This is a genomic window from Marinobacterium nitratireducens, assembly GCF_014645375.1.
In the GTDB taxonomy this organism is placed as follows: domain Bacteria; phylum Pseudomonadota; class Gammaproteobacteria; order Pseudomonadales; family Balneatricaceae; genus Marinobacterium_A; species Marinobacterium_A nitratireducens.
In genome coordinates this window covers 204,104-230,439 of record NZ_BMLT01000009.1, presented here as the reverse complement: position 1 = coordinate 230,439, position 26,336 = coordinate 204,104, and the positions used below count along the sequence as shown (strand labels likewise).

General features: G+C 62.5%; 29 protein-coding genes and 1 other RNA gene. 12 read left to right on the top strand and 18 right to left on the bottom strand.

Annotated features, from left to right (window positions below; all coding sequences use genetic code 11):
- The first annotated feature begins 52 nt into the window (after positions 1 to 52).
- The 3 genes from IEX85_RS17700 (at position 53) to aroQ (ending at position 2,380) form a co-directional block, all read left to right on the top strand.
- Entirely contained in the window at positions 53 to 535 is a 483-nt protein-coding gene (locus tag IEX85_RS17700) for a TRAP transporter small permease (RefSeq protein ID WP_188861942.1), read from the top strand.
- 4 nt (positions 536 to 539) lie between these two features.
- Complete coding sequence (locus tag IEX85_RS17695) at positions 540 to 1,808, top strand: TRAP transporter large permease (protein ID WP_188861941.1); 1,269 nt, start codon at positions 540 to 542, stop codon at positions 1,806 to 1,808.
- Between the two features lie 134 nt (positions 1,809 to 1,942).
- A complete protein-coding gene (aroQ, locus tag IEX85_RS17690) occupies positions 1,943 to 2,380 on the top strand; it encodes a type II 3-dehydroquinate dehydratase (protein WP_188861940.1) in 438 nt (145 codons plus the stop codon).
- Positions 2,381 to 2,569: 189 nt separating this feature from the next.
- Here the strand turns inward: aroQ and IEX85_RS17685 are convergent, their stop codons facing one another.
- From IEX85_RS17685 to IEX85_RS17665, 5 genes are all read right to left on the bottom strand, one after another.
- The gene (locus tag IEX85_RS17685) at positions 2,570 to 2,731 is read right to left on the bottom strand and encodes a hypothetical protein (RefSeq protein ID WP_188861939.1); all 162 of its coding nucleotides are present in this window, start codon (positions 2,729 to 2,731) and stop codon (positions 2,570 to 2,572) included.
- A 240-nt stretch (positions 2,732 to 2,971) separates the two neighbouring features.
- Positions 2,972 to 3,496: a gamma carbonic anhydrase family protein gene (locus IEX85_RS17680; RefSeq protein ID WP_188861938.1), complete on the bottom strand. Its 525-nt coding sequence runs from the start codon at positions 3,494 to 3,496 to the stop codon at positions 2,972 to 2,974.
- A 174-nt stretch (positions 3,497 to 3,670) separates the two neighbouring features.
- Positions 3,671 to 3,767, bottom strand: an RNA gene (ffs, locus tag IEX85_RS17675) — signal recognition particle sRNA small type.
- A 127-nt stretch (positions 3,768 to 3,894) separates the two neighbouring features.
- Positions 3,895 to 4,506, bottom strand: coding sequence for a LysE family translocator (locus IEX85_RS17670; protein WP_188861937.1), 612 nt, complete (start codon positions 4,504 to 4,506; stop codon positions 3,895 to 3,897).
- A 1-nt stretch (position 4,507) separates the two neighbouring features.
- Positions 4,508 to 5,467, bottom strand: a complete 960-nt coding sequence (locus IEX85_RS17665; RefSeq protein WP_229721991.1) for a LysR family transcriptional regulator — start codon at positions 5,465 to 5,467, stop codon at positions 4,508 to 4,510.
- A gap of 130 nt (positions 5,468 to 5,597) precedes the next feature.
- On the opposite strand from IEX85_RS17665, the gene IEX85_RS17660 reads away from it, so the two are divergent.
- Complete coding sequence (locus IEX85_RS17660; RefSeq protein WP_188861935.1) at positions 5,598 to 6,170, top strand: cytochrome b; 573 nt, start codon at positions 5,598 to 5,600, stop codon at positions 6,168 to 6,170.
- Positions 6,167 to 6,745 (top strand): YceI family protein, encoded by a 579-nt coding sequence (locus tag IEX85_RS17655; protein ID WP_188861934.1) that lies wholly within the window; start codon positions 6,167 to 6,169, stop codon positions 6,743 to 6,745. Before IEX85_RS17660 ends, IEX85_RS17655 begins: the two co-directional genes overlap by 4 nt.
- 188 nt (positions 6,746 to 6,933) lie before the next feature.
- Here the strand turns inward: IEX85_RS17655 and IEX85_RS17650 are convergent, their stop codons facing one another.
- On the bottom strand, positions 6,934 to 7,497 hold the full coding sequence (locus IEX85_RS17650) for an LOG family protein (RefSeq protein ID WP_188861933.1): 564 nt from the start codon (positions 7,495 to 7,497) through the stop codon (positions 6,934 to 6,936).
- Between the two features lie 39 nt (positions 7,498 to 7,536).
- The gene (locus tag IEX85_RS17645) at positions 7,537 to 8,178 is read right to left on the bottom strand and encodes a LysE family translocator (RefSeq protein WP_188861932.1); all 642 of its coding nucleotides are present in this window, start codon (positions 8,176 to 8,178) and stop codon (positions 7,537 to 7,539) included.
- 264 nt (positions 8,179 to 8,442) lie between these two features.
- Between IEX85_RS17645 and IEX85_RS17640 the strand changes: the two genes are divergently transcribed.
- Positions 8,443 to 8,988 (top strand): DUF2058 domain-containing protein, encoded by a 546-nt coding sequence (locus IEX85_RS17640; protein WP_188861931.1) that lies wholly within the window; start codon positions 8,443 to 8,445, stop codon positions 8,986 to 8,988.
- 91 nt (positions 8,989 to 9,079) lie between these two features.
- Here the strand turns inward: IEX85_RS17640 and IEX85_RS17635 are convergent, their stop codons facing one another.
- The 3 genes from IEX85_RS17635 to IEX85_RS17625 form a co-directional block, all read right to left on the bottom strand.
- Positions 9,080 to 9,595, bottom strand: coding sequence for a Crp/Fnr family transcriptional regulator (locus IEX85_RS17635; protein ID WP_188861930.1), 516 nt, complete (start codon positions 9,593 to 9,595; stop codon positions 9,080 to 9,082).
- Between the two features lie 180 nt (positions 9,596 to 9,775).
- Positions 9,776 to 9,913, bottom strand: coding sequence for a hypothetical protein (locus IEX85_RS17630; RefSeq protein WP_188861929.1), 138 nt, complete (start codon positions 9,911 to 9,913; stop codon positions 9,776 to 9,778).
- Positions 9,914 to 10,059: 146 nt separating this feature from the next.
- Positions 10,060 to 10,533, bottom strand: coding sequence for a peroxiredoxin (locus tag IEX85_RS17625; RefSeq protein WP_188861928.1), 474 nt, complete (start codon positions 10,531 to 10,533; stop codon positions 10,060 to 10,062).
- Positions 10,534 to 10,766: 233 nt separating this feature from the next.
- Between IEX85_RS17625 and IEX85_RS17620 the strand changes: the two genes are divergently transcribed.
- From IEX85_RS17620 to IEX85_RS17610, 3 genes are all read left to right on the top strand, one after another.
- Positions 10,767 to 11,876 carry an S-(hydroxymethyl)glutathione dehydrogenase/class III alcohol dehydrogenase gene (locus IEX85_RS17620; RefSeq protein WP_188861927.1) on the top strand — a complete coding sequence of 370 codons (1,110 nt, stop codon included), beginning with the start codon at positions 10,767 to 10,769 and terminating at the stop codon, positions 11,874 to 11,876.
- Between the two features lie 73 nt (positions 11,877 to 11,949).
- Positions 11,950 to 12,795: an S-formylglutathione hydrolase gene (fghA, locus tag IEX85_RS17615; protein ID WP_308425659.1), complete on the top strand. Its 846-nt coding sequence runs from the start codon at positions 11,950 to 11,952 to the stop codon at positions 12,793 to 12,795.
- A 168-nt stretch (positions 12,796 to 12,963) separates the two neighbouring features.
- The gene (locus tag IEX85_RS17610) at positions 12,964 to 14,265 is read left to right on the top strand and encodes an MFS transporter (RefSeq protein WP_188861926.1); all 1,302 of its coding nucleotides are present in this window, start codon (positions 12,964 to 12,966) and stop codon (positions 14,263 to 14,265) included.
- 563 nt (positions 14,266 to 14,828) lie between these two features.
- Here IEX85_RS17610 and IEX85_RS17605 read toward each other — a convergent pair.
- Positions 14,829 to 16,079, bottom strand: a complete 1,251-nt coding sequence (locus tag IEX85_RS17605) for a DUF3422 domain-containing protein (protein WP_188861925.1) — start codon at positions 16,077 to 16,079, stop codon at positions 14,829 to 14,831.
- Positions 16,080 to 16,628: 549 nt separating this feature from the next.
- On the opposite strand from IEX85_RS17605, the gene IEX85_RS17600 reads away from it, so the two are divergent.
- Positions 16,629 to 16,832, top strand: coding sequence for a cold-shock protein (locus tag IEX85_RS17600; RefSeq protein WP_188861924.1), 204 nt, complete (start codon positions 16,629 to 16,631; stop codon positions 16,830 to 16,832).
- A gap of 200 nt (positions 16,833 to 17,032) precedes the next feature.
- On the opposite strand, the gene IEX85_RS17595 is transcribed toward IEX85_RS17600, so the two are convergent.
- The gene (locus IEX85_RS17595) at positions 17,033 to 18,505 is read right to left on the bottom strand and encodes a RimK family ATP-grasp domain-containing protein (protein WP_188861923.1); all 1,473 of its coding nucleotides are present in this window, start codon (positions 18,503 to 18,505) and stop codon (positions 17,033 to 17,035) included.
- A 162-nt stretch (positions 18,506 to 18,667) separates the two neighbouring features.
- Between IEX85_RS17595 and IEX85_RS17590 the strand changes: the two genes are divergently transcribed.
- Positions 18,668 to 19,783, top strand: a complete 1,116-nt coding sequence (locus IEX85_RS17590) for a GNAT family N-acetyltransferase/peptidase C39 family protein (RefSeq protein WP_188861922.1) — start codon at positions 18,668 to 18,670, stop codon at positions 19,781 to 19,783.
- 56 nt (positions 19,784 to 19,839) lie between these two features.
- Here IEX85_RS17590 and rimK read toward each other — a convergent pair whose 3' ends face one another.
- The 5 genes from rimK to IEX85_RS17565 all read right to left on the bottom strand — a co-directional run bounded on the left by rimK (position 19,840) and on the right by IEX85_RS17565 (position 23,674).
- Positions 19,840 to 20,745, bottom strand: a complete 906-nt coding sequence (gene rimK / locus IEX85_RS17585; protein ID WP_188861921.1) for a 30S ribosomal protein S6--L-glutamate ligase — start codon at positions 20,743 to 20,745, stop codon at positions 19,840 to 19,842.
- Positions 20,742 to 21,170: an ATP-dependent zinc protease family protein gene (locus IEX85_RS17580; protein ID WP_188861920.1), complete on the bottom strand. Its 429-nt coding sequence runs from the start codon at positions 21,168 to 21,170 to the stop codon at positions 20,742 to 20,744. The genes rimK and IEX85_RS17580 overlap by 4 nt, the downstream gene beginning before the upstream one ends.
- 111 nt (positions 21,171 to 21,281) lie before the next feature.
- Positions 21,282 to 22,265: a zinc transporter ZntB gene (zntB, locus tag IEX85_RS17575; protein ID WP_188861919.1), complete on the bottom strand. Its 984-nt coding sequence runs from the start codon at positions 22,263 to 22,265 to the stop codon at positions 21,282 to 21,284.
- Positions 22,266 to 22,302: 37 nt separating this feature from the next.
- Positions 22,303 to 23,283, bottom strand: a complete 981-nt coding sequence (locus IEX85_RS17570; protein WP_229721990.1) for a serine/threonine protein kinase — start codon at positions 23,281 to 23,283, stop codon at positions 22,303 to 22,305.
- Positions 23,276 to 23,674 carry a DUF2750 domain-containing protein gene (locus IEX85_RS17565; protein WP_188861917.1) on the bottom strand — a complete coding sequence of 133 codons (399 nt, stop codon included), beginning with the start codon at positions 23,672 to 23,674 and terminating at the stop codon, positions 23,276 to 23,278. Before IEX85_RS17565 ends, IEX85_RS17570 begins: the two co-directional genes overlap by 8 nt.
- Positions 23,675 to 23,876: 202 nt before the next feature.
- On the opposite strand from IEX85_RS17565, the gene IEX85_RS17560 reads away from it, so the two are divergent.
- Positions 23,877 to 24,896: a M48 family metalloprotease gene (locus IEX85_RS17560; protein ID WP_188861916.1), complete on the top strand. Its 1,020-nt coding sequence runs from the start codon at positions 23,877 to 23,879 to the stop codon at positions 24,894 to 24,896.
- Between the two features lie 197 nt (positions 24,897 to 25,093).
- Here IEX85_RS17560 and IEX85_RS17555 read toward each other — a convergent pair.
- A partial coding sequence (locus IEX85_RS17555) for a PAS domain S-box protein (protein ID WP_188861915.1) occupies positions 25,094 to 26,336 on the bottom strand: 1,243 nt, incomplete at its 5' end.

Here is a 26,336-nt window from a genome sequence, read left to right as displayed (position 1 = left end):
CGGTCTCCCTCTCCCGGCGCGTGCTGCGACCCTGCCACCCGGGATCACAACCATGAAACACATCTACAAGACGACCCTGTCCTGGCTGACAGGCGGCTCCCTGTTCATTGTCTTCGCGGTAGTGCTGGTCAGCAGCCTCAGCCGTTACGCCCTGAACGCTCCGATCCAGTGGAGCGAGGAAGTCGCCAAGTACGCGATGATATACGGCGCCATGTTCGGCACCATCCTCTGCTACCTCGAAGGTCTCCACATCAAATTCGGCTTCATCGAAGACGCGGTCCCGGCGGCGGTTCGGCGGGTTTTCGAGGTGCTGATCGATGTCGTCACCCTGGGCTGCGGCCTGGTTCTGGTCTGGTCCGGCTACCTGTTCGTGATCAAGCGCGGCGGTATCGTCGCCACCGGCACAGGACTGCCGATGGCGTACTTCCAGGCGGCCATGGTGATCGGTGGCGCAGGTCTTGCGCTGGCGGCACTGATCAAGCTGCTGGAGCGACTGAAGCGTCAGCCCATTACACAGCCTCAGCGGAGCGAATAACGTCATGGTCGGCTTTCTGACTCTCTTCGTACTGCTCGCAATCGGCAGCCCGATTGCGTTTGCAATATTGCTGGCGATCGTCAGCCACCTCAGCCAGACCCCCTTTTCCATCAGTCTGGTCAGCCAGCGCATCTTCGCCGGCATGGACTCCTTTGCGATACTGGCGATCCCGCTGTTCGTCCTGGCCGGCGAGCTGATGAACGAAAGCGGTATCACCGGTCGCATCATCAAGTTCGCCAATGCCCTGGTGGGCCACATGAAGGCGGGCCTGGCGCAGGTCAACATCTGGGCCTCGGTGATCTTCGCCGGGCTCTCCGGCTCGGCCGTCGCCGACACCTCGGCACTGGGCCGCATCTTCATACCGGAGATGGAGAAAGATGGCTATCCGCGTGATTTCGCCGCGGCGCTGACCGCAGCATCGTCGGTGATCGGCCCCATGATCCCCCCCAGCATACCGGTGATCATCTATGCCCTGATCACCAGCGGTGTCTCGGTACCGGCTTTGTTCCTCGCCGGCGTCGCGCCGGGCATCCTGCTGGCGGTCGGCCTGTCGGTCTATGTACGCTTCTATGCCGGTCACTATGCCCCGCTGCAGCGCAAACTCTCGGCGAAAGAACGCTGGAAGGCGTTTGTCGATGCCTGGATACCGCTGTTCATGCCGGTGTTCATCGTCGGCTCCATCCTGACCGGCGTGGTCACGCCGACCGAGGCCGCGGCACTGGCCGCAGGTTACGCCCTGGTCGCGGGCATGTTCATTCTGCGCAGCCTCAAGGTCAGTCAGCTGCCGGCGATTTTCGTGCGGGCGATGCGCGACTCCTCGATCATCCTGATCATCATTGCGGTGGTTGCCGCCGCCAACTGGCTGCTGACGTTCTCGCGCGTGCCGCAGACCATCAGCGAGCTGGTGCTGGATCAGATTTCGAACCCCTGGGCCTTCCTGCTGCTGGTCAACGGCATCCTGCTCGTCGTCGGCCTGTTCCTGGAGGGCATCGCGGCAATGCTGATACTGTTGCCGATTCTGCACCCGATCGCGATGAGCCTTGGCATCGACCCGACCCACTTCGGCATCGTGGTGATCTTCAACCTGATGATAGGCCTGGTGACACCGCCGATGGGCATCTGCCTGTTCGTCTCCAACTCCATCGCCAACGTCGGCATGGGGGCGATCTCCCGGCGCATCATGCCGCTGTTCCTGGTGGAGCTGCTGGTGCTGGCGCTCATCACCTTCATTCCGCAGACGGTGACCTTCCTGCCAAGGCTGTTCGGATACTAGCCCACGGGCCCCGGGCTGCCCCAGGAGGAGCATACAGACTCGCCTCGAAGCTGTATGCTCCTGTGGTTTTCAGTTGATCAGCAGCGACGATGCAGGGCCCGATCAGGGCCCGACAGCGACAGGAATATCAAGCGATGAGCAAAGTGATTTACGTACTGAACGGCCCCAACCTCAACCTGCTGGGCGTTCGCCAACCCGAGGTCTACGGCCGCGAGACCCTGGCCGATATTCAGGCCATGCTGGAACAAAGCGCCCGCGAGAGCGGCTTCACCATCGAATTTTTCCAGAGCAACCATGAGGGCGCCATCGTCGACAAGATCCACGAGGCGCGGGAGAAAGCCGCCGGCATCATCATCAACCCGGCCGCCTACACCCATACCTCGGTAGCGATCCTCGATGCCCTCAACACGTTCGACGCACCGGTCGTCGAGGTACACATCTCCAATGTGCACAAGCGCGAATCCTTCCGTCACCACTCCTACGTCTCGCTACGCGCCGACGGCGTCATTGCAGGCCTTGGCACACGCGGCTACCTGGCCGCGCTTGACTACCTGACACACCAGCTGAGCTGATTTCCCTCGGCTATCCCGGCCCGTAAGCCTGCCGCGTAAAAAAGGGCTGGCTTCCGGGCTTTTTTGTGTCCCGCCCCCGCCCCGCGGAACAAAAAACCCGGCACCAGGGCCGGGTTTCATCGTTCGTGTTCCGGTTGCCGACCTGCCATCCTCTGGCGGCCGGTCCCGAAAGTGACGGAGCCTGTCAGATCAATCCGACTGGCACAGCACCTCCATCACCTCACCATCCCGCTCCAGCGGGCCACCGCTGTCGTCTTTCAGAGAAACCGTCACCTTATCGCCAGGCCTGACATGATTGGCCTCTACCTTGCCCCTGGTACCGTCTGTCAGTATGACCGTGAATACTGCCATCGCTGTGTCCTCCAGCGTCAACGAAGATGAGTCGAAATCAGTGCCGGCAGTCGCCAGCATCCAAGTAACCCAAAGAAGCTACCTGAATTCGATTGCAAAATCAGGTTTGATTAAGAATTAAACGAAATTACGTGAAGTCTTGTAATTCCACCAAGCTATGGACAACACCGCTGGCAACTCGTTCAGCGCCCGCGCTGCAGCCTGTGCGACCTAAAGCCCCGAAGCGGAATGACGCAAGATTCAACCGATTTTCTCCAGCAGTTTCTTATGGTTGCGGCCGTTCTCGACATAGTGCGCGGCACTGGCGCGCAGCCTGGCAATGGCGTCGTCATCGAGCTGACGCACGACCTTCGCAGGCGCTCCCAGAATCAGCGAGTTGTCCGGAAACTCCTTGCCTTCGGTGACGATGGCGCCGGCGCCGACCAGGCTGTTCCGGCCGATTTTCGCACCGTTTAGCACCACTGCCTGGATGCCGATCAGGGAGCCTTCGCCGATAGTGCAGCCGTGCAGCATCGCCTGATGACCGACGGTGACATTCGCCGCCACGGTCAGCGGGAAACCGGGATCCGTATGCATAACGGTCCCTTCCTGAACATTGCTGTTCTCACCGATCTCGATCAGCTCGTTGTCGCCGCGCAGCACCGCCTGCGGCCAGATACTGGCGCCCGCTTTCAGCCGCACCTTGCCGATCACCGTCGCCTGCTCGGCGATATAGGTATCATCATGAATCTCGGGGGTATGTTCTGCGTAACGGTAAATCGCCATTGTTGTTCTCCTTGAGACTGACCGGGGCAGACTATTGGAAAACACCGCCAGCAACAAGCCGGACGCATCTCTGGCGCCAAACCGAACAGCAGACAGTACTGGGAACTGGGAACGACGGGAACCGGCAGGGTTATCCGGCACACAGGAGCTTGGAGCTTGAAAGATTGGGGGCAGCTCCACCAGCCACATCCCGGCACACGAGTCCACCGCTGTGGCTGCTCCCTTCCGGGCCTGACCAGGTTCACGGTTTGTCGTTGCGGGAGGACCGGCAGAGCTACCATAACGAGGTCGCTTGACCGGTCTCGAACGAGACAGGCGCGCAGTATACCAGCCTCGCCAGGGAATGCAAAAGGATTGAAACTAAAAGGAAAAATTCTTTTGCCGCCGACCGTTTCCGGTCACAAAGTAATCACCCGCAATGCCAACAGCAGCAGTATGACACCCGTCACCCGGTCGATCAGCCGGGCCCTGCCGTTCAGGCGCGACAGCAGCGCCGGCCCCGACAGCACCAGCGCCACCAGGCTGTACCAGAGACCGTCGATCACCGCCGCGGTGGCGATCATCAGCATCTGACCGGCGGGCGGCATCCCGGGCGTGACGAACTGCGAGAACAGCGCCAGAAAGAACACCGCCAGTTTGGGGTTGAACAGCGAGATCATGAAACCGTCGAAACCGGCCCGGACCACCGACAGCTCGCCGGACCCGGACACGGCCAGCGGCGCCGCGCCCGCCGAACGCAGCGCCTTGACGCCAAGCCAGGCCAGATAACCCGCACCGGCCCAGGTCAGCACCAGGTAAAGCTGGGGCATTTGCACGACCAGCAACGACAACCCGGCGACCGTTGCCAGCGCCCAGAGGCCGACGCCGGCGGCATGACAGACCCCGGTGACGATTCCGTGGCCGCGCCCTCCGTTCAGGGTATGGCGCAGCACCACCGCCAGGCTCGGCCCGGGCGATATGGCGCCCAGGCCGCAGATGGCGCAAAGTGAAAGCCAGCTGACCCAGGTCATCTCAATCGGACTCCTTGTCGCGTTTAGATTGGTTGTTGTCGGTGAGGTCAAACGCCTCTTCAGGGTCTGCCACCAGTTGCCTGCGCACCCAGCGATGCATGGGATCACGGTGATGACGCTGATGCCAGTACAGGTAGAAACGCAGCTCGCGTTCGGCCAGCTCCGACGGCAAAGCCTTCATAATGAGCTGGCCGTCGCGCGTCAGGCGCTCGGCAACGATCTGCGGCAGCGCGAACAGCAGATCGGTACGGGCACAGAACTCCGGCACCGTCAGAAAACTGTTGGTACGCACCACCACCTGGCGCTGCAGGCCGTAGCCACGCAGCAACTGATCCATCACCGACACCCCGCGTCCGGTCATCGACACGTAGCCGTGACTCGCCGAAATATAGGCATCGAGCGTCAGCGGCGCGGTCGCCAGCGGATGGTCGTGGCGCATCACGCACACCACACAGGTGGTCGCCAGCGGAATGCGATTGATCTGCGCCTCGCCCTGCGGCGGCACCAGACCGCTGATAACGAAATCGACATCGCCCTGCTGCAGCAGCATAAAATGATCGCCGGGCTGGGAATGGATGTCGAGTTGCATCTGCAGCGCGTCCCGGCGCATGGCCTCCAGGAGCCGTGGCAGAAAGAGGGCGCCCTCGAGATCGAGACAGGCGACGCGCACCTGGGCGGTGGAACTCGCCGGGTCGAACACCGGCCGTCCGACCAGTTGCCCGAGATCCTGCAGAACGCTCTTCAGCGCCGGGAGAAGCTCCTCGGCACGGGCACTGAGATCGTACCCGTGAATGGACTTCACCAGCAGCGGATCGGCAAAGGTTTCGCGCAGTCTCTGCAGCGCGCGGCTGACCGCCGGCTGACTCATGTCCAGGCGTTCCGCGGCCCGCGTCACGTGTCGTTCCTCCAGCAGAACCTCGAGGATCACCAGCAGGTTGAGATCGACCTTACGTAAATTCATTTTATGCATAGTGGTAATCATATCAATGCATTAGACGCATTCCTATGATCCCTGTAGATTCGCGCGTACCGTTCGGTTTTCTGCAGACACATTTGAGCAAACCGGCCCCAGCGCTATCGACCGAGGGACCATGGCCATTACCGCCCGACTCACCAACGACACCCACAGCTACGGCTGGGTGATGATCCTGTTGCACTGGCTGATGGCACTTGCCATCGTCGGCCTTTATTTACTGGGCCTCTACATTGTCGATCTGACCTATTACGACCCGGACTATCAGACCATGCCCGACCTGCACCGCAGCATCGGCATTCTGGTCCTGATCGCCTTGGTACTGCGCCTTGGCTGGCGCGCCCTGGACCGCAGCCCCGCACCGCTCCCGGAACACGGTTCCCTGGTACGCCTGGCGACCAAGGCCGGCCATGCGGCGCTCTATCTGCTGATGCTGCTCACGCTGGTGTCGGGCTACCTGATTTCGACCGCGGACGGACGCCCGATCGAGGTCTTCGACTGGTTCCAGGTACCGGCATCACCGCTGCAGTACGACGGCCAGGAAGACATCGCCGGCTTCGTCCACTACTGGAGCGCGACCACCCTGCTCGCCCTGGCCGGCCTGCACGCGCTGGCCGCACTCAAGCACCACTTCATCGACAAAGACGCAACCCTCAAACGTATCATTGGAATCAGACAGGAGACTCCATGAACATCAAGCTCTTCAAAGGCCTCGTACTCGGCGGCATGATCGCTGCCAGCGCCCCCGCCTTCGCCGCGGACTACGTTATCGACACCAAGGGCGCCCACGCCAACATTAACCTGCGCGTCAACCATCTGGGCTACAGCTTCGTCACCGGTCGCTTCGAAGACTTCAACGGCACCTTCAGCTACGACGCCGAGAATCCGAATGCCTCGAGCGTCAAGGTCGAAATCGACCCGGCCAGCATCGATACCAATCACGCCGAGCGCGACAAGCACATCAAGAGCGCCGACTTCCTCGACGTTTCCAACCACCCGAGCGTGACTTTCGTCAGCACCGCCTACACCACCAACGGTGACGGCACCGGCGTACTGGCGGGCGATCTGACCCTGCGCGGCGTAACCAAGCCTGTAGAGATCCAGGTCAGACAGATCGGCGAAGGCGAAGACCCCTGGGGCGGCTACCGTGCCGGCTTCCACGGCACAGCCGAACTCAAGCTCAAGGACTTCGGTATCGAATACAACCTGGGACCGGCCGCAGAAGTGGTTTACCTCGACCTCAACGTCGAAGGTATCCGCCAGTAAGTTACTGCTCTTCGGACGGTGAAAGCTACGTAGGATGCCGGTGAGACTGCGAACCGCACCGATCGGCGGTGCGGTTCACTCCGTTCACCAGCACCCTACGATTATTTCCCGATTGCAGGCGACAAACACAGTCGCGGAGGGGAAGTACCCTTAAGTTGGGGTACGCCGCTCCTCCCGCAGAGCGACGCTCAGCTCCATTTGTCCGCCGGAGCCCGGTAGCGCTCGAAGGCATCGAGCATTGTCTCGGCATCATCCGCGATCTGCAGCATCCGGACATACTCTGGCCGGACGAAACCCTCGTCACTGCTGTGCCGGATGAACGCCACCAGTTTCTCGTAATAACCGTCAATATTGAGCAGACCGAAGGGCTTGCGATGCAACCCCAGCTGCCCCCAGCACCAGACCTCGAATATCTCCTCGAAGGTTCCTACGCCCCCGGGCAAGGCAATGAAACCATCGGCAAGATCGCACATTTCCGCCTTGCGCTGGTGCATGGTTTCGACCATTCGCAACTCCGTCAGCTCAGGATGCGCCAGCTCCCTTTCCGCCAGTCCGCGGGGCAGCACCCCGACCACGCGGCCGCCGACGCTCAGCGCGCCACTCGCGACAGCCCCCATCAGCCCAACCCGGGCACCACCGTAAACCAGCTCGATGCCGCGCTCTGCAAGCAGGACACCCAGCCGGAACGCCGCGTCCTTGTAGCCACTGCCCTCACGACCATCGGCCGAGCCGCAAAATACCGCTATCCGCATTGCTGCCTCCTTTGAGTTAATGATGAAGGGTGAATGGCGTCAGAGCCTGGCCATCGCCAGCCGCAGCCCGAGGCCTATCATGACCAGCCCGGTCATCCCGTGGCAAAGTGCCCGCAAACGCGGCATCCGCACCCAGCCCTGCACTCGGCAGGTCAATATCGCCAGCAGCGACTGCCAGGTCATCGCGATAACAAAGTGTACCGCCGCCAGCACCAGCGACTGGAGCAGCACATTGCCCTCTGGATCCACGAACTGCGGCAGGAACGCCATATAAAAGATGATGGTCTTGGGATTGAGCAGGTTCGACAGCAGCCCCTCCCGCCAGCAGCGCCAGCCGGAAATCTGCGCCGGCCGGGTCTCCGCAACCGCCGCAAGTTGTCCGTTGCGGCTGTTGCGTACCTGCCGCAGGCTACCCCAGCCAAGCCAGATAAGGTAACCGGCGCCGGCCAGCCGCAGGCCCTCGAACAGCCATGCCGACTGCAACACGACGACCGAGATGCCCAGCGACGACAGCAGCGCGTGGGCAAAAAGACCGCAGCAGATACCGAAACTGGTGATAACACCGCCCGCCACACCACTGCGTGCGGCGTTTCGTACCGTCAGCAAAGTATCGACGCCGGGCGATAGCGACAACAGCGTCAGCGCAAGAATCGCGGGCAGCCAGGTGGAAAGTTCGGCCACGTGCACACTCCGGTCAGGCAAAAAACGACAAGACCCTATGTTAACCCAGCGCGGTGCCAACTGGCTCCCGATCCGTTACCGGCAATCCGGCCTCAGCCACAGAAAAAGGCGCAAGGCAAGCAGGAACCACAGCAGATCAATTCTAGAGAAAACCACCGGCCGCACCGCCCCTCCCGCACTGCAGCCCGGGAGTCACACAGTAGGTTTTTCGGGGTGCCCTTATGATATAGTGCGGCTGTTTTTCAGTTCAGGGGTGATGTACGCATGGCAGGTTCACTGCACGACCAGCTGCTCAACATGGGGCTGGCCAACAAGACGCAGGCGAAAAAGGCCAAGGAAAGCAAGCGCAAGCAGGCGAAGAAGAAGAAATCCGGCCAGAACGTCGAGGACAACAGCGCTGCCATCCAGGCCCAGGTGGAGCAGCAGCGCCAGGAAAAACAGGCGCGCGACCGGGCACTCAACCAGCAGCGCGAAGAAGAGCGTCTGCGCCGTGCGGCGCTGGCAGAAGCCAGGCAATTGCTGGCACAGCACGCCCAGCCGGCCCCACAAGAGGGGCCGCTGGATTATAACTTCGTCCACAACCGCATCATCAAAACGCTGCACCTGGACCGAACCCAGCATACCCAGTTGAGCCGCGGCACTCTGGCGATTGCACTGCTGGAAAAGGGCTATGGGCTGATTGCGGACGATATCGCCGCCCGCATCGAAGAGAAGGATCCGTCGCTGGTTATCCGCATCCGTCCGGAACCGGAAGCCGATCCCGACGACCCTTATGCCGATTATCAGATCCCCGACGATCTGATGTGGTAGCAGCGGAGCAACACGGGCCGGACGCTACCCGGCCGGCCCGGTCACCGCACAGACCCGCCGGGTCTGCGACGATCCGTTCAAAGACCGCCGTTCAATAGACACCGGGCGGCAGACCATCCCTCGACACCGCAAAGCTGTGCTCGACGATAATGTTGTCAACGGCCCGGATGCCCCGCGCCATATCACGCGCAAGATTCATCAGCAGCAGCGCGAACTCCTGCGTATCCCTATCGTAGAGGTCGTTGAACAGGCTGAGCGGCACCTTGACCACCACAGCTTCACCATCGGCCTGCGCCCTGCCGATACGATGATGCAAGGCGATCATGCCGACGAAGCCGATGTTCTCGCCAAAGTGGTAGTTGCGGATAAAGGCATAATGCCCGGCGTGGTATTTGAAGAAGGCGATCTGGCCTCGCAGAATGACGTAGAAGCCGTCGGATCCGTCCCCCGCCTCGAACAGCACTTCTCCGGGTTCCAGTTCCAGCACCTGGCCCGAACGTATCAGGTGAGAGATGGTGGCGCTGTCGAGTGCGCCGAAGGTGGATATATCCCTGAAATACGGCAGCCCCCACTCGTCCAGCAGACACTGCCCTGACAGCCTGCGCATCAGGTCTCTCCTTGAGGCCGGTCCCCTCGCCTGCAGAGTGCAGAACGGATGGAAAAAAGCACCCCGAACCGGAATCAGGCCCCGACCGATATCCCGTGACGGGCGGTGCGGAGCCTGATTTTCAGTATAGGCCCTGTCGGACCCGGTGCCCGCTCGACGAGCGGATTTTTCCGACTTTTCTCAATGCGCCTTCTTGTGGTCGTCATTCATCAGATGACGTACCTTGATGAAGGCCCAGACCATCACGCCGGCTATACCCAGGACACCGACGATACTCGGCACAAGCACTTCCAGACTGTAAGCATCGATACCAAACATTGCATTTACCTCGCAGACCGCTCGTTGTTCGTTGCTTGCAGATTATGCGCATTGACCGCCGTCGAAATTGATCCAGCTCAATTTTCGACCGGGGAACGGCCCGAAGGCGAAGACAGTTTGACCCCGGTCAATTTTCGAGCCGTTCGTTAAAGAAGTTTCAGTAGCGTTTCGGCATCGCTCACCTCGAACGCCTTCGGCGCCTCGACATTCAGCATCGTCACCACACCGTCGTCGACAATCGCCGCGTAACGCTGCGAGCGGATACCGCCGAAGTCGCCGGTGTCGAGTTCCAGCCCCAGTGCCCGAGTAAAAGCCGCTCCGCCATCGGCCAGCATGGTGATCTGCTCGGCATTCTGCGCCTGCTGCCAGGCCCGCATCACCGCCCCGTCATTGACCGACAGGCACGCAATCATGTCGACACCCTTGTCGAAGAAAGTGTCGGCATTGACGACGTAACCGGGCAGGTGCGCATTGGAACAGGTCGGCGTGAAGGCCCCCGGCACCGCGAACAGCACCACCTTTTTCCCGCTGAACAGCTCGTCGGCCGCCACTGTTTCGTTTCCCTCGCTGGTGACCCGGGTCAGATTGACCGCCGGAATCCTGTCTCCCACCTTGATCATTCGATATCTCCTCCGTTGCATGACCTCGAAAGTCTAACCATTCAGTCTCCGGTTGGCATGTCGCCATTATTGCAGCTGAACAACAATGTTATGCAGTGTCGTGACTTAACCTCCGGCGCCAGGGTAGCTAGACTCTTGCCCCGGTAAACTACACTTAGCGGAGCGCTGTAGCCGCCGGCATCCGCTGCCGGTCGGTCCCGACTCCCGACAACCGCAATACTAAGGATACGCATATGAAGTCCCGTGCCGCCGTAGCCTGGGAAGCAGGCAAACCTCTGCAGATCGAAGAAATCGATGTCGCCGGCCCGAAGGAAGGCGAAGTTCTGCTGCGCATGGTCGCCACCGGCGTCTGCCACACCGACGCCTTCACCCTGTCCGGTGACGACCCGGAAGGCATCTTCCCGGCGATCCTCGGCCACGAAGGCGGCGCCGTCGTCGAAGAAGTCGGCCCCGGTGTCACCACCCTCAAGCCCGGTGACCACGTCATTCCGCTTTACACCCCGGAATGCGGCAAATGCAAGTTCTGCCTCTCCGGCAAGACCAACCTCTGCCAGGCCATCCGCGCCACCCAGGGCAAAGGCCTGATGCCGGACGGCACCACACGCTTCTCGCTCAACGGCAAGCCGATTTTCCACTACATGGGCACCTCGACCTTCTCCGAGTACACCGTGGTGCCGGAGATCGCGGTCGCCAAGATCAACAAGGAAGCCCCGCTGGACAAGGTCTGCCTGCTGGGCTGCGGCGTCACCACCGGTATCGGTGCGGTGCTCAACACCGCCAAGGTTGAGCCGGGCTCGACCGTGGCCGTGTTCGGTCTTGGCGGCATTGGCCTGAGCGTCATCCAGGGCGCCGTGCTGGCGAAGGCCTCCCGCATCATCGCCATCGACATCAACGAAGACAAATTCGAGATGGCACGCATGCTCGGCGCCACCGACTTCGTCAACCCGAAGAAGTACGACGCTCCGATCCAGGAAGTCATCGTCGACCTGACCGACGGCGGCGTCGACTACTCCTTCGAGTGCATCGGCAACGTCAACCTGATGCGTGCGGCGCTCGAGTGCTGCCACAAGGGCTGGGGCGAATCGGTCATCGTCGGCGTCGCCGGCGCAGGCCAGGAAATCTCCACCCGTCCGTTCCAGCTGGTCACCGGCCGCGTCTGGCGCGGAACCGCCTTCGGCGGCGTCAAGGGACGCACCGAACTGCCGGGTTACGTCGACCGCTACATGGCCGGCCAGATCAACATCGACGACTTCGTCACCCACACCATGGGCCTGGACGATATCAACAAGGCCTTCGACCTGATGCACGAAGGCAAGAGCATTCGCTCCGTCATCCTGTTCTGATCGCCGTTACCCTGCTGACGGGCCCTTCGGGGCCCGTTTTGTTCTATCACCCGCAACTTTCCGGAATGACGTCATGAGCCTGGAACGTATCGCACGCAACCGCTGCTTCGGCGGCTGGCTGGAACGCTATCGCCACCGCTCCGAAACCCTCGACTGCGACATGGTGTTCGCGGTCTATCTGCCGCCGCAGGCCGAGTCCGCTCCCTGCCCCAGCCTCTACTGGCTTTCGGGCCTGACCTGCAGCGACGAGAACTTCATGCAGAAAGCCGGCGCCCAGCGCCTGGCCTCGGAACTCGGCCTGGTGCTGATCGCGCCGGACACCAGCCCGCGCGGCACCGACCTGCCTGGTGAGCACGACAGTTACGACTTCGGCAGCGGCGCCGGCTTCTATCTCAACGCCACCGAAAAGCCCTGGTCCGACCACTACCGCATGTACGACTACGTGACGCAGGAACTGCCGGCACTGGTCGAGGCCAACTTCCCGGTCTCGGACCGCCGCAGCATCAGCGGCCACTCGATGGGCGGACACGGCGCTCTGATCTGCGCACTGAAGAACCCCGGCCGCTATGCATCGGTCTCGGCGTTCGCGCCGATCACCCATCCGGTCGAGTGCCCCTGGGGTAAAAAGGCATTCAGCAACTACCTCGGCGACGACCGTGACAGCTGGCGTCAGCACGATGCCTGCGAGCTGATTCGCGGCGAGCTCGAGGAGCGGCTGCCGCTTCTGGTCGACCAGGGCGAAGCCGACGACTTTCTCGCAGAACAGCTCAAGCCGCAGTTGCTGATCGATGCCTGCGCCGATGCCGGGCACCCGCTGGAACTGCGCATGCAGCCGGGATACGATCACAGCTACTTCTTCATCGCGACCTTCATCGAAGCGCACCTGCGCTTCCACGCCGACGCCCTGCGCAAGGCCTGACGGCAAGAGAGCGACAGCCCGAACCGGGCTGTCGCATTTGAGCAATATCCAGTCGCGTATGCGACTCCCCATTTCCGTTTGCCGGCTCCATAATGCAGCACCTACCCCTGCGACGGCTTTCTGCCGTACGGGCCCAATCATCCCCTGCTGCTCACGGATGTCACCCGGATGTTCGCCACTGCCCGTACCCTTACTGCGCTGTTTTCCAGCTATGGTCTGCTGTTGCTCGCCAACGGCCTGTTCACCACCCTGACCAGCCTGCGCAGCAAGCTCGAGGGCTTCTCCGTCGAAGTGCTCGGCCTGCTGATGGCCTGCTACTTCCTCGGCATGTTCGTCGGGGCCCGCTTTGCACCCAAACAGATCGAGCGCGCCGGACATATCCGCGCCTTTGCCGCCTTCGCCTCGGTGCTGTCGATGTCGCCGCTGATCCATATGCTCTGGATCGACCCCAGGGTCTGGGCAGTACTGCGCTACGTCGACGGCTACTGCCTGGCGGGGCTGTTCATCGTCACCGAAAGCTGGCTCAACGCCCGCGCCACCAACGAGACCCGCGGCAGTATTCTGGCGCTGTATATGGTGGTGAACTATCTGGCCTACGGCATCGGCCAGCTGCTGCTGCGTTTTTCCGACCCCGGCCACTTCGACCTCTTCGCCATGGCCTCGATCGCCTTCTCGCTGTCGCTGGTGCCGCTGCTGCTGACCCGGTCCCAGGCCCCGGCGCCCGAGCCCATGTCCCGGCTGCGCATCAAACCGCTGCTGGAGACGGCGCCAGCGGGCTTCTGGGGCGCCATCTGCGCCGGCGCCATCAACTCGGCCTTTTTCGCCATGGCGCCGATATTCGCCCAGGACCTCGGCCTCAGCGTGCAACAGATATCGATATTCATGATGTGCGGAATATTCGGCGGCCTGTTCCTGCAGATTCCCATAGGACGGCTCTCGGACAGGATAGAACGGCGTCGCGTGCTGGCCGCGGTCAGCTTCGGAACTCTGCTGCTGAGTCTTGCGATGATCGAATTGAGCCGGCTATCGCTGCCGAACTACTGGCTCTATGGCACCGTATTCGCTTACGGCAGTCTGGCGTTCGTGATCTATTCCCTGTCGTCGGCCCATGTCAACGACTGGAGCGACCCCAACCAGCTGATGCAGACCTCCTCCGGCCTGCTGGTCGGCTACGGCAGCGGCGCCATCGCCGGACCGCTGATCAGCGGCGCCCTGATGGGACAGTTCGGCCCGGGCGCCCTGTTCGCCTATACCGGAGTCTGCGTGTTCCTGCTGATGCTGTTTGCGATCTATCAGTCCGTCGTGGCAGGCCAGGCGCGCGAAAAAGTCGCCTTCGTGCCACAGCCCGCAGCGCAGTTCCCGGCCGAAGAGCTGTTCCACGCCGCTCAGGATGCCGCCGAGCCGGTGACGGAGACTCCGAGCGACACCACCAAAGCACCACCGGCACAGCAGGGCCAGGCGGCCGGATGAACGTTTTGACGGGCTGAGCGATGCCCAGAGCTCGCAAGGAGCGGGCAAGAACCTAGGTTGGGTCTAGCGGCGCAGCCGCGTAACCCAACATGCCCGGTACCCAGTCCAGGCTGCGGGCTGCGCCCGGGTGATGGGTTGCGCTGCGCTCCACCGCATCCTACGAAGCACGCGATACCACAGGCTTCGGTTGGGTCTAGCGGCGCAGCCGCGTAACCCAACATGCCCGGTACACAGTCCAGGCTGCGGGCTGCGCCCGGGTGATGGGTTGCGCTGCGCTCCACCGCATCCTACGAAGCACGCGATACCACAGGCTTTGGTAGGTTGGGTCTAGCGGCGCAGCCGCGTAACCCAACATGCGCGGTACCCATTTCAGGCTGCGGGCTGCGCCTGTTGTCCTACCGTCATACACTCTGCCGACCGACACCAAACGATCTGTACTGCGATCGTTTTGACGGGCTTCGTGATGCCCGAACTTTGCCGGTAACGGCCAAAGAGTGCCCTGCATCACTCAGGCCATCCTCCGGCAGTGGTTTTCCGTTGAGGCCGTGCTCACCCAACACCACTCAATCGTCCTTGTCGACACCCTTGAGCATGCGCCGCACATACCAGAACAGCACCAGCGCAATCAGTGGCACCGACGCACTGAGGAAATAGCTCGCCTTGTCCTCGAGGCTGTGATCCTCGAGCAGGTTGCGTGAGGTTCTGTCGATCAGGTCGAAGGCATAGTAAGTCACCACGATCACCGTGAAGCTTTCCAGCTTGGCCTGCAGGCGCAGCTGGCTGCGCGCGCGGCGGTTGATGCCCTGCAGCAGGTCGCGGCTCTGATTTTCGATGGAGAGGTCGACCTGGGAGCGGATCAGCTCGGTCGAGCGGGAGATGCGCTGCGACAGCCTGTCGATGCGCTCGCCGGTCGAACGACAGGTGCGGTGGGCCGGATCCAGACGACGCTCCATAAACTGCTCGACCGTCTGCAGCCCCTCGATGCGGGTTTCGCGCAATTCGGCGATACGCCGTTCCACCAGCGCAAAATAGGCCTCGGTCGCCGACAACCGATTGGCGGTGCGCGCCGACAGCGTCTCGACCTGCGCCGCCAGCGCCATCAGTTCCTGCAACAGTGTGGACGGCTCGCTCTGCGACTCGGCGATCCGCTCGACAACCGCCGCCAGTTGCTGATCCAGCTCGGTGACTCGCGGCACCGTTTCCAGCGCCAGGGGCAGTGCCAGCAGCGCCATGTGCCTGTAGGTTTCGATCTCGCAGATCCGCTGCAGCAGCCGGCCGGCGCGGTACAGGTTCATGCCCTCGCGGTCTTCCACCAGCACCCGGTTGTAGCCGGTATCGGCACGCACCTGGAAATCGGTCCGCAGCGTCGCGGCCCTGTCCATCACATCGGCGCCGCTGACCTGAAAGCCGCCGAAACTGCCCGCGACCCAGTCATCGAAATCAACGCCCTGCTGCCGGAACAGCACCTCGACACCGCAGAGGAAGGCCCCTGGCAGCTGATCTGCCCAGGCCTCGGGCAGCACCGGCACTTCGAGGTCGCCAAAATGGTAGAGCGTCAGGCTGTAGAATTCGCTGTGCGGCTCGTAGCGCAACGCCTCGCTGCCCTTTCGCGTGAAGAAGAACCCCGGCGCCCCGGCCCCGACATCGTAGCCCGCCTCGCACGCCAGCCGCCTGACAGTGGCGTCGATCTCCTCCGGCGACTTGTCTTCATGGAGTATCGCCACCTGCAGCAACGCCAGCGGCGCACTCATTTGCTGGAAGGGACGGGCGTGAACCTCGGCGATGATCTGGTCCCGGAGGGGATGGCTTTGCATACTGCGGATCCTGTGCTGGGGGCCACAAAGCCCTCAATCCTTGCTCTGTAAACGGTACGGACCATCGCTCTGGCGATGCGTCCTCCGTAGCCTGCTGCCAGCGTCATCCGACAACAGCGGCCACCGGGTCTCGGGGCCTGGTCGCGGTTTTATCGGGCACTGTGCCTATTCTGAGGCAATGACGGTACGGCCTCAACACCTACCTCGGCTGAACCGTCCCGAGGGCATTTTCACACCCCAAAAGCAGGTCTGCGGACAGTGCCTGAACGGCCCCGGACGCGTACCGCATGAAGCTTTTTTGAAGCACGTAATTTTATCGCCACAGCGGCCACATCTGCTGTTGACTTCCCCCCGGAATTCGCTATGCTCGTGAGCAGGCTCGAAATACGGCTCCAGATTGATGTCACCAAACGAAGTTTCTCCTTGTAGTAGCTCGTCTGATCTTCATAACGGAATACCTGCATTTCTCAGCTAGACCCGCGCAGCCAGATTCGCTTGCGAATCCAGCTGGGCATATTTTTGAAAAACAAATCCTTTATGGAGTTCAGAATGTCTACTACCGGCACTGTTAAGTGGTTCAACGAAGAGAAAGGTTACGGTTTCATCGCTCAGGACAACGGTCCGGACGTATTCGTACACTTCCGTGCGATCGTTGGTGATGGCTTCCGTACCCTGGCCGAAGGTCAGAAAGTACAGTTCAACATCACTCAGGGCCAGAAAGGTCCGCAGGCTGAGAACGTCCAGGTCATCTAAGACCGACCCGATCTCGCTTTAAAAAAAACCAGCGCCTCGCAAGAGCCGCTGGTTTTTTTATGTTCAGGATGAACGGTATGCCGCGGGCGCAGGGATGCGCACGACTGCAGGGATGCAGGAGTTAGGGCGCCGCAGGATGCCAAAGCCGAGGAGCGGCGGGCATCAGGTACTGCCGCTCGTTACGAGTGACGGGTTACGCATCATCTTCTATTCATCTCCATCCGGCGCAGGAACTCGGCCATGATCTCGTGGTAGAGCGCGGTGCCGAGAAAACGATCCTCGACACCGGCATCGACGCTCGGGTTGTCGTTGACCTCGATCACCACCACCCGGTCGCCGCTTTGCTTCAGATCCACGCCATAGAGGCCGTCGCCGATCAGCCGCGTGGCCTTGAGTGCCGCCTCCAGCACCGCCGGCGGCACCTCATAGGTGGGCAGCGTATCAAAACCGCCGGAATCGACGTCGCCGGCGTTGCCATGGCGATAGATCTGCCAGTGATCCTTGACCATGTAGTAGCGACAGGCGAACAGCGGCTTGTTGTTGAGCACGCCGATGCGCCAGTCGTAGTCGGTATAGAGAAACTCCTGGGCCAGTACCAGCGATGAGTTCTGCAGCAGCTCGCGCAGCCCCTTCACCAGCGCCTCGCGGGTTTCCACCTTGCACATACCGCGGGAAAAGGCGCCGTCCGGTATCTTCAGCACCATCGGAAAACCGAGAGTGGCGATCATGCCATCGACCGTCGCCTTGTCGGCGTGGCTGACAATACTGGTCGCAGGCGTCGCCACCCGGTTGGTCTTCAAAAGCTCCGCCAGATAGATCTTGTTGGTGCAGCGCAGGATCGAGGTCGGGTCGTCGATCACCACCAGGCCTTCGGCTTCCGCCTTCTTGGCGAAGCGATAGGTATGGTGGTCCACCGCCGTGGTTTCGCGGATAAAGAGCCCGTCGTACTCCGGCAGACGCATCAGGTCACGCTTGCCGATCATCTCCACATTGATGCCAAGCTGGCGGCCACTGGCGACGAACTGCTTGAGCGCATCCTTGTCGCTCGGCGGCAGCGCCTCGTCCGGATCGACCAGCATCGCCAGATCGTAGCGGTAGCGCTTGCGCGCGCGGGGCTTGAGCCAGATACGGTTACTGAAGCGCTCGAGCGCCGCCGCAAGCAGCTCCTGCTCGGCTTCGTCCGTGACTTCCCGCAGCGCCAGCTGGCGGATACTCTCGACCTGCCACACCTTGTTGCGCTTGAGCCGCACCTCGAGTAACGGCGAGGCAAAACGCTCGAACAACTGCTTGGCAACAGCGGCAAGCTCCGCGGTGCGGGTCTCGCCGAAAAAGATCCTCAGCTCGATCCGGTTCTGATCGCCGGACAGCCGCTTGGCGAGTTTGTCCAGGATCTGGGACAGGCCATCGAGCTGCAGCGAATAGAGCGACTTGCGCCGCAGATCGCTGATGACGCGGACGCTGGGAATCACATGGTGGCCGCGCGCCTCGGCCAGCAGCGAGCAGTAGTAGCCCCGGCCCAGCGCACGACTGTTGCGACAGAAGTTGAGCACCCGGACCCGGCCGCTGCCAGCAGCCGCAAGGGCCAGATACTGATCGAAGGAGATGACATCCTTGCTGGGATAGTAGGGCCCCCAGTCGCCCAGATCGTCGACGACGACGTAGAACGCAGACATGGCTTGGTGCTTCCGCATCAGCTGGTAATTGCGCGATTATGCGCATGGCGGATCGGCCGGCACAATAGAGCGCAAGCGCCCGGAAACAAATTTTATCGTCCCCCTCTCCCGTTCGATCGGGCAGTGCTACTATCGGGCCGTACCCCTTCAGGAAAACGAGCCTTGAACGCCCCGAGCACCCGCCTGGCGACCGCAGCCGATATCGACGATCTGTTGCGGATCGAGCGCCAGTGCTTTACCAGCGACCGCCTGTCGCGGCGCAGCTTTCAGCGCCTGATCCGGCACGGTCACGCCTCCCTACTCCTGGCCTTTCACGACACCCTGCCCGCCGGCTACGCGCTGGTGCTCTATCGGCGCGGTACCCGGCTTGCGCGCCTCTATTCGCTGGCGGTGCTACCCGAGCTTCGCGGCCAGGGCGTCGCCCAGCGGCTGCTGGATGACAGCGAGCAGGCAGCGCGGGAACAGAACTGCATCTTCATGCGGCTGGAGGTCAATGTTCATAACCAGGCGGCGATCGCGCTGTACCGCCGCGCCGGCTATCACGCCATCGGCACCATCCGCGCCTACTACGAGGATGGCGGCGATGCGCTGAAAATGGAGAAGCCGATTCGGCGCCAGGGCGGCATCGCCCCGGAACGCCGCACCGCCTTCTACGAACAGACCACCCCGTTCAGCTGCGGCCCGGCAAGCCTGATGATGGGCATGCACCACCTCGACCCGGGCTACCGCATGAGCCGCCGCGAAGAGCTCAAGATCTGGCGCGAGTCGACCACCATCTTCATGACCGCCGGGCACGGCGGCTGCTCGCCGCAGGGGCTGGCGCTGAGCGCCTGGCGCCGCGGCTTTGCCGTTACCCTCTACTGCAACGCGACACAGGTTCCCTTTATCGACAGCGTCAGGGACCCGGACAAGAAACAGGTAATCGCGCTGGTGCATGAGGATTTCACCGAGCAGCTGGCGGACAGCGATGTCGATATACAGAACCAGGAAATGACGCCGGAGCAGCTCCAGCGCCATATCGCGCGCGGCGATGTGCTGATCAGCCTGATCAGCACCTGGCGCCTGAACCGCAACAAGGCGCCGCACTGGGTCATGATCACCGCCGCGGACGAACGCTTCGTCTACCTGACGGACCCGGACCGGGAACGTGACGAGTACCAGAGCGAAACCGACTACATCGACGTGCCGGTCGAGGTCGGCGAGTTTCTCGCCATGGCCGCTTTCGGCCGCTCGCGGCTCAAGAGCACCCTGGCACTGAGCCTGCGCAGCACGCTCTAGAATCGCGTAGGAGCGGCGCCCCGCCGCGAACAGCCCGGCACCGCGAATGTAGGCACTCACCCCTTGCCGCGGGTTCGTGTCTTGTGGCTGGAGTAGTTTTTCTCGATGAACTGGATGATGCGGCCGGCGACATCGAGCCCGGTCGCGGCTTCGATGCCCTCGAGACCCGGGGACGAGTTGACCTCCATCACCAGCGGCCCGTGGTTGGAGCGCAGGATATCGACACCAGCGACATTGAGCCCCATGGTGCGGGCGGCCCGCACCGCGGTGCTGCGCTCTTCCGGCGTCAGCCGCACCAGGGTCGCGACACCGCCACGGTGCAGATTGGAGCGGAACTCGCCGGGCTTGGCCTGGCGTTTCATGGCCGCTATCACCTTGTCACCGATGACGAAGCAGCGGATATCGGCGCCGCCGGCCTCCTTGATGTACTCCTGCACCATTACCGAGGCCTTGAGCCCCATGAACGCCTCCAGCACACTCTCGGCCGCCTTGCGGGTTTCCGCCAGCACCACGCCGATGCCCTGGGTACCCTCGAGCAGCTTGATCACCAGCGGCGCGCCGCCGACCATCTCGATCAGGTCGGGAATATCCGCGGGCTTGTTGGCAAAACCCGTCACCGGCAGACCGATACCCTTGCGCGACAGCAGCTGCATCGAGCGCAGCTTGTCCCGCGAGCGGGAGATGGCGACCGACTCGTTGAGCGGATAGGTGCCCATCATCTCGAACTGGCGCAGCACTGCGGTCCCGTAGAAGGTCACGGAGGCGCCGATGCGCGGAATAACCGCATCGAACTCGGAAAGCACCTCCCCCTTCACGTGAATTTCCGGGTGCTGCATATTGATGTTCATATAACACTTGAGAACATCGACAACCTGAACGTCGTGTCCCCGCTCCCGTGCTGCTTCGACGAGTCTGCGCGACGAATACAACCGGGCATTACGCGATAGTAGCGCCAGCTTCATGGCCGTCCTCCCTGCAGGTACGAGGCTGCCGGGTCGACGGAAAAACGCCCGCGCATCGCGGTCCGCCCCAGCAGCATGCGAAACTTCATGCTGTCTCGGTTGGTCAGTGTCATCTCGATAGGCCACTCATGCTCGCCAAGGCGAGCCAGGGTCTCGATAACGTAGCGCTGTTCGCGATGTCCACCGGAATCGGAGACCTGCCGCTCATCGAGCACCGGCACCACGAAACTGACCACCCGCTCCTGATTGTTCTGCAGCGGGTGCACATCCGCCGCCACCCAGAGCGCGCCCTTTTCGCGAAACGGCTCGACCCTGAAGGCGTGGAGACAGGAGGTACGCGCTCCGGTATCGACCTTCACCTTGATCCTGTCGATACCCAGCTCCGGCAGCGACATCCACTCGCGCCACCCTATGGTTTCCAGCATAGCTAATTCCCGCTCCTGCTTTCTGTTGGTTTAGGAACACCTGTCTGACAGGCGGTTGAAAATCTATCTGTGTTGCCGAGGGCTACCTCGAAAACGCATTTCAACAACCCGCTAAAGCCATCTCTTGCGCCGGAAGATCCATACCTGCAGCGCAACCAGTATCAGCAGCAGGATGGAAAACTCGACAAAGGCACGGGGATTGTCCGCGCCGGGAATGCCACCGACATTGACGCCGAGCAAACCGGTCAAGAATCCCAGTGGCAGAAAGATCGCCGCCACCAGCGACAGCACGTACAGCCTCGAGTTCAGCTGATCCGACAGGCGACTCAAAAGCTCTTCCTGGGTCACGGCCGCGCGCTCGCGAACCGCGTCCAGGTCTTCGATATGCCGCACCAGCCGGTCCGACACCTCGCGCATGCGCAGACGAAATCCCTCGTCGAGCCAGTCCAGCGGCTCGCTGGCCATGCGTACCAGGGCTTCGCGCTCAGGCGCCAGGTACCGCCGCAGACCGATGGTCTGACGCCGCAGCTGCGCCAGCGGCTGGCGCAGCCCGCCGTCTCCGCTGTGCAGCACCTGTTCTTCCAGGTCCGCCACCCGATCCTCGAACTCGTCGACGGTATCGCTCATCCGGTCGACCAGCCGGTCGGCCAGCTCGAGCAGAAACTCCGCGCTGCTGCGCGGCCCGCGCCCCACCTGCATCTGCCCGACCATATCCGCAACCGACAGCAACCGGCGCTTGCGCGTGCTGACGACCAGCGCGTCCGATACGTAGAGCCGGATGGACACCATGTCCTCCGGGTTGGCCTGCGGATTGAGATTGACGCCGCGCAGCGCCACCAGCAGGCCGTTGTCCACTACCGTGGTCCGCGGGCGGGTATCTTCCGTCAGCAGCGCATTGGCCACCAGCGGATCGAGCCCCGAACATTCGCGCAGCCAATGCTGCGCCGCCTCCTCGGTATAGTCGAAATGCAGCCAGAGCACACCCTGCTCCGGGCTCCAGTCGCCGACCTCGTTCCAGGCCAGCGCCCGGGCGCCGCCCCGGCGGTCGAATACAAACCCGTAAATCAGCCCCTCGGGGCCAGATAACACTTCCATCCTTGCATCCATGAGAGTTGAAGTATAGTGACAGGGCTTACATCAGTAGCAGCGGCGGCTCGTTCAGCGCCGCAAACTGCTCCCGCAATTCGAGGATATGTTCGCTCCAGTACCGCGGGGTGTTGAACCAGGTAAAGGCTTTGGGAAACGCCGGGTCCTCCCAGCGTCGCGCAATCCAGGCGGAATAGTGCATGATGCGCAGCGTGCGCAACGCCTCGACCAGACGCAGTTCACGCGGCTGGAAGTCGCAAAATTCATTGTAGCCGTCGACCACCTCGGCCAGCTGGCGCGTCTGCTCGAGGCGATCCCCCGACAGCAGCATCCAGATGTCCTGCACCGCCGGCGCCATGCGGGAATCGTCGAAATCGACGAAGTTCGGCGTGTCGTCGCGCCAGAGCACGTTGCCGACATGGCAGTCGCCATGAACCCGCAGCAGATCCAGAGGCTGCGCCATGAGCTCGTCGATACGCACCAAAAGGTCCCGCGCAAGGGTTTCATAGGCCGGGCGCAGCTCAGCCGGAATGAAGTCCCGCAACAGCAGCTCGACGCTGTCGTGGCCGTAGCTCCTGCTGTCCAGTTCCGGCCGGTGCTGGAATGGCCGCCGCGCCCCTATGGCGTGCAAACGCCCGAGAAACCGCCCCATCACCAGCAGGTTGTCGAAATTGTCGAATTCCGGCGCGCGGCCGCCGCGACGCGGATAGAGCGCGAACCGGAAGCCGTCGCAGCGCAACAGGCTGTTGCCCGCGCCATCGCGCAGCGGCGCCACGACCGGCAACTCCTGTTCGACCAGCTCGTAACAGAAGTCGTGCTCCTCCTGAATCTGCTGATCGCTCCAGCGCCCCGGACGATAGAATTTGGCGATCAGCGGCAGCTCGCCCTCGATACCGACCTGATACACCCGGTTCTCGTAGCTGTTCAGCGCCAGCATGCTGCCATCGCACAGGTAGCCGTTCGCCTCGATCGCATCGATGATGAAATCCGGTGTCAGGGTATCGAAAGGGTGCAGGGCGTCAGTCACCACCGGCTCCGAACAGCGCCTCGATGGCGGCGGACAGTTCGCGCGAGGACACCAGCACGCCTTCATCGTCGAGGCGCGGGAATACCGCCACCAGTATTTCGTCCTCTTCCAGCCCCGGCGTCCAGCGCTCGAACCAGGACTCGAGATCGATTTTAAGCGGCTCGCAGTCCTCCCAGCCTTCGGTGGCCCAGTCCAGGGCGTAGTCCGGATGCGGCCACACCGGCAGGCAGCTTTCGCCGTCGTCGGTGGTGAGCATGACGCAACCGTTGGCGTCCGCCAGACTCCAGATCTCTTCCCAGTCAGCGGTTTTTTCGAGGAAATGATCGAAGCGCTCCTGCGCATCGCGCTCCTGCACCCGGGTCCGCTGCTGTTCTGTCAGTTTATAGGTCATAATCGGTCTTCTTCAGGTCGTGGGGACTTGTTCGCAAGCGCCCTAACTTTGCCGTGCAGCATGGACGAATGCGGGCCCCCGATCAAGTATGCAAACAGGCTCCGGTGCGGCGTTTTTACGGCTGAATAGCGATATCGGGGAATGAATGAGCGTCGGCACAGACGATACACTCAAGGCGCCGACGTACAGGCAAGGAGTGTCGATGAAACTGAAACCCGCCCGCCGGGGCCTGGGCTGGCTGCTGTGCCTGTGGCTGACCGGCTGCGCCGCGCCGGGCCCGCTCCCCGAAGCGCCGCCAAAGGACGCGATCGAACGCGAAACGCTGTCGCAGCAACAGCAGGCCCTGGCCCTGCGCCATGCCCGCGAGTTTCGCCTGGCGCGGGTTGCGGTACCTCTGCTGCACGCCGCACTGCCGCTGTGCCCTGAGCATACCCGCAGCTGGTTCGGGCTGCGCATGCACTACCGCTATGGCTATCCACCGGCCTGGCGGGAGGCGGCGACAACGCTCTACCACCTCGACAGGCATGCCAGGCTGCGCGCGCCATTGCCGGGCAGTCCCGCCGCCCGTGCTGGCCTGAAAGCCGGGGACCGCATCATTCGCATTCAGGGCCGGACGCTCGACAGCCGACAGATGCCACTCGAGCAGGCCGAAAAGCTGTTGCGCGAACAGACAGGACCCGTGCGCGTCCAATACCAGCGCGGCGACACCGGGTCGCAGAGCGTCGAGCTCCAGCCTTTGATGCTGTGCGACTGGCCGGTCGCGCTCAGCAATGGCGGCCCCGTCAACGCCTTCGCCTATGGCAACCGGGTGCGGATCCCCGAAGCGATGCTGCGTTACGCCAGCGACGACGACGAACTGGCGCTGGTCGTGGCCCACGAGCTGGCCCACAACGGCCTCGATCATATCGACCGCCAGCTACGCAACCTGCTGCTGGGCGCGCTGCTGGATTTCACCGCCACCCTTCATGGCATCCCAAGCCCCGGCATCGCGGCCACTCTGGGTATAAGGCACGGCTCCCCGGATTGGGAAATGGAAGCGGATATGGCGGCGCTGACGCTGCTCAAGCGCGCCGGCTACCCGATCGACCGGGCTCCGGCCTTCTGGCGCCGCCTCGGTACCGACTTCCCGGGGGCGATACGCCACAGTCGCGGGACCCACCCGAACACCGCCGAGCGCTACCTGCGCATGCAGGCGGAAGTCGAACGGCTGCAGAAAAAGTAAGCATTACAGCGGGAGCGACGTACCCAAAGGGCGCCTTCCACAGGCGACCGGAGCAGCCAGAGCCGCCGTAGGAGCCCACTCCGTGGGCGAACCCCCTGGTGGTTTCGCCGTGCGCAAGGCGTTCGCCCGGGGACCGGGCTCCTACAGGCGCAGGCAGGCCCTTATGGGGACGGCGCCCCGCCGCGAATCAAGCGGCCCTAGCCTGCGAGCCGCTGCAGAGCCTCGGCCAGATCGCGGATGCGCGCCTTGGTTTCGTCAACCAGGGTGCTGATCTCGCTGGCGGACGCCGACGAGCGCTGCGCCAGGGTACGCACTTCGTCCGCCACCACCGCAAAGCCGCGCCCCTGTTCGCCGGCCCTGGCCGCTTCGATGGCGGCATTGAGCGACAGCAACCCGGTCTGGGCGGAGATGTTGTCGATCACCGATACGATATCGCCGATCTTGTTGCTCGACGCCAGCACTTCATCCATCGCCGCATTGGTGGTTTCGCGGGATTCCCGTTCCACGGTGACATTGCGCAGGAAAGCGGTGTAGCCGATCCGACCTTCCAGCTCGATCTTGGACAGTGACAGATTGCCCCAGAGACGGCCACCGTCCTTGCGCTCTATCTGCACCTCGCGGCTGGTGCCGACGATCTTGTCCTGGCCGCCCTGGCGGTTGGCGTTGACGTAGCCATCGTGCTGCGCCTGGATCATCTGCGGCACCAGCATCTTGACGTTCTGTCCGAGCACTTCGTTGCGCGAATAGCCCCAGAGCTTCTCGGCCGCGGCGTTGAAGAAGGTGACGCTGTTGGTCTCGTCGATGGTCACCACCGCATCCAGCGCCTGCTCCAGCGTCTGGTTGATGGTTTCGCGCGCCTCGCGCTCCCGGGTGATGTCCTTGACGAAGGCGGTGTAGATGATCTTGTCGTGAAGCCGGACCTTGGACAGCGACAGGCTGCCCCAGACACAGCTGCCGTCCCTGCGCTCGATCTGGACATCACGGCTGGTGCCGACGATCTTGTCCTCACCGGTTTCGCGGTTGGCGTTGACGTAGCGGTCGTGGTTGGCCTGGATTATCTGCGGCACCAGCATCTTGACGTTCTGCCCCAGCACCTCCTCCCGGGCGTAACCCCAGAGGCGCTCGGCCGCAGCGTTGTAGAAGGTGACATTGTTGTTTTCGTCGATGGTCACGACCGCATCCAGCGCCTGTTCCAGCGTCTGGTTGATGATCTCGCGGGTCTCGCGCTCGCGGGTGATGTCCTTGACGAAGGCGGTATAGATCAGATTCTCGCCGACGCGGATTCGGGACAGCGACAGACTGCCCCAGACGATATCGCCGTCCTTGCGCTCGATCTGAACTTCGCGGCTGGTGCCGACGATCTTGTCCTCGCCGGTAACGCGGTTGGCATTGACGAAGCCGTCATGGCCGGCCCGAATGGCCTGCGGCACCAGCATTCTG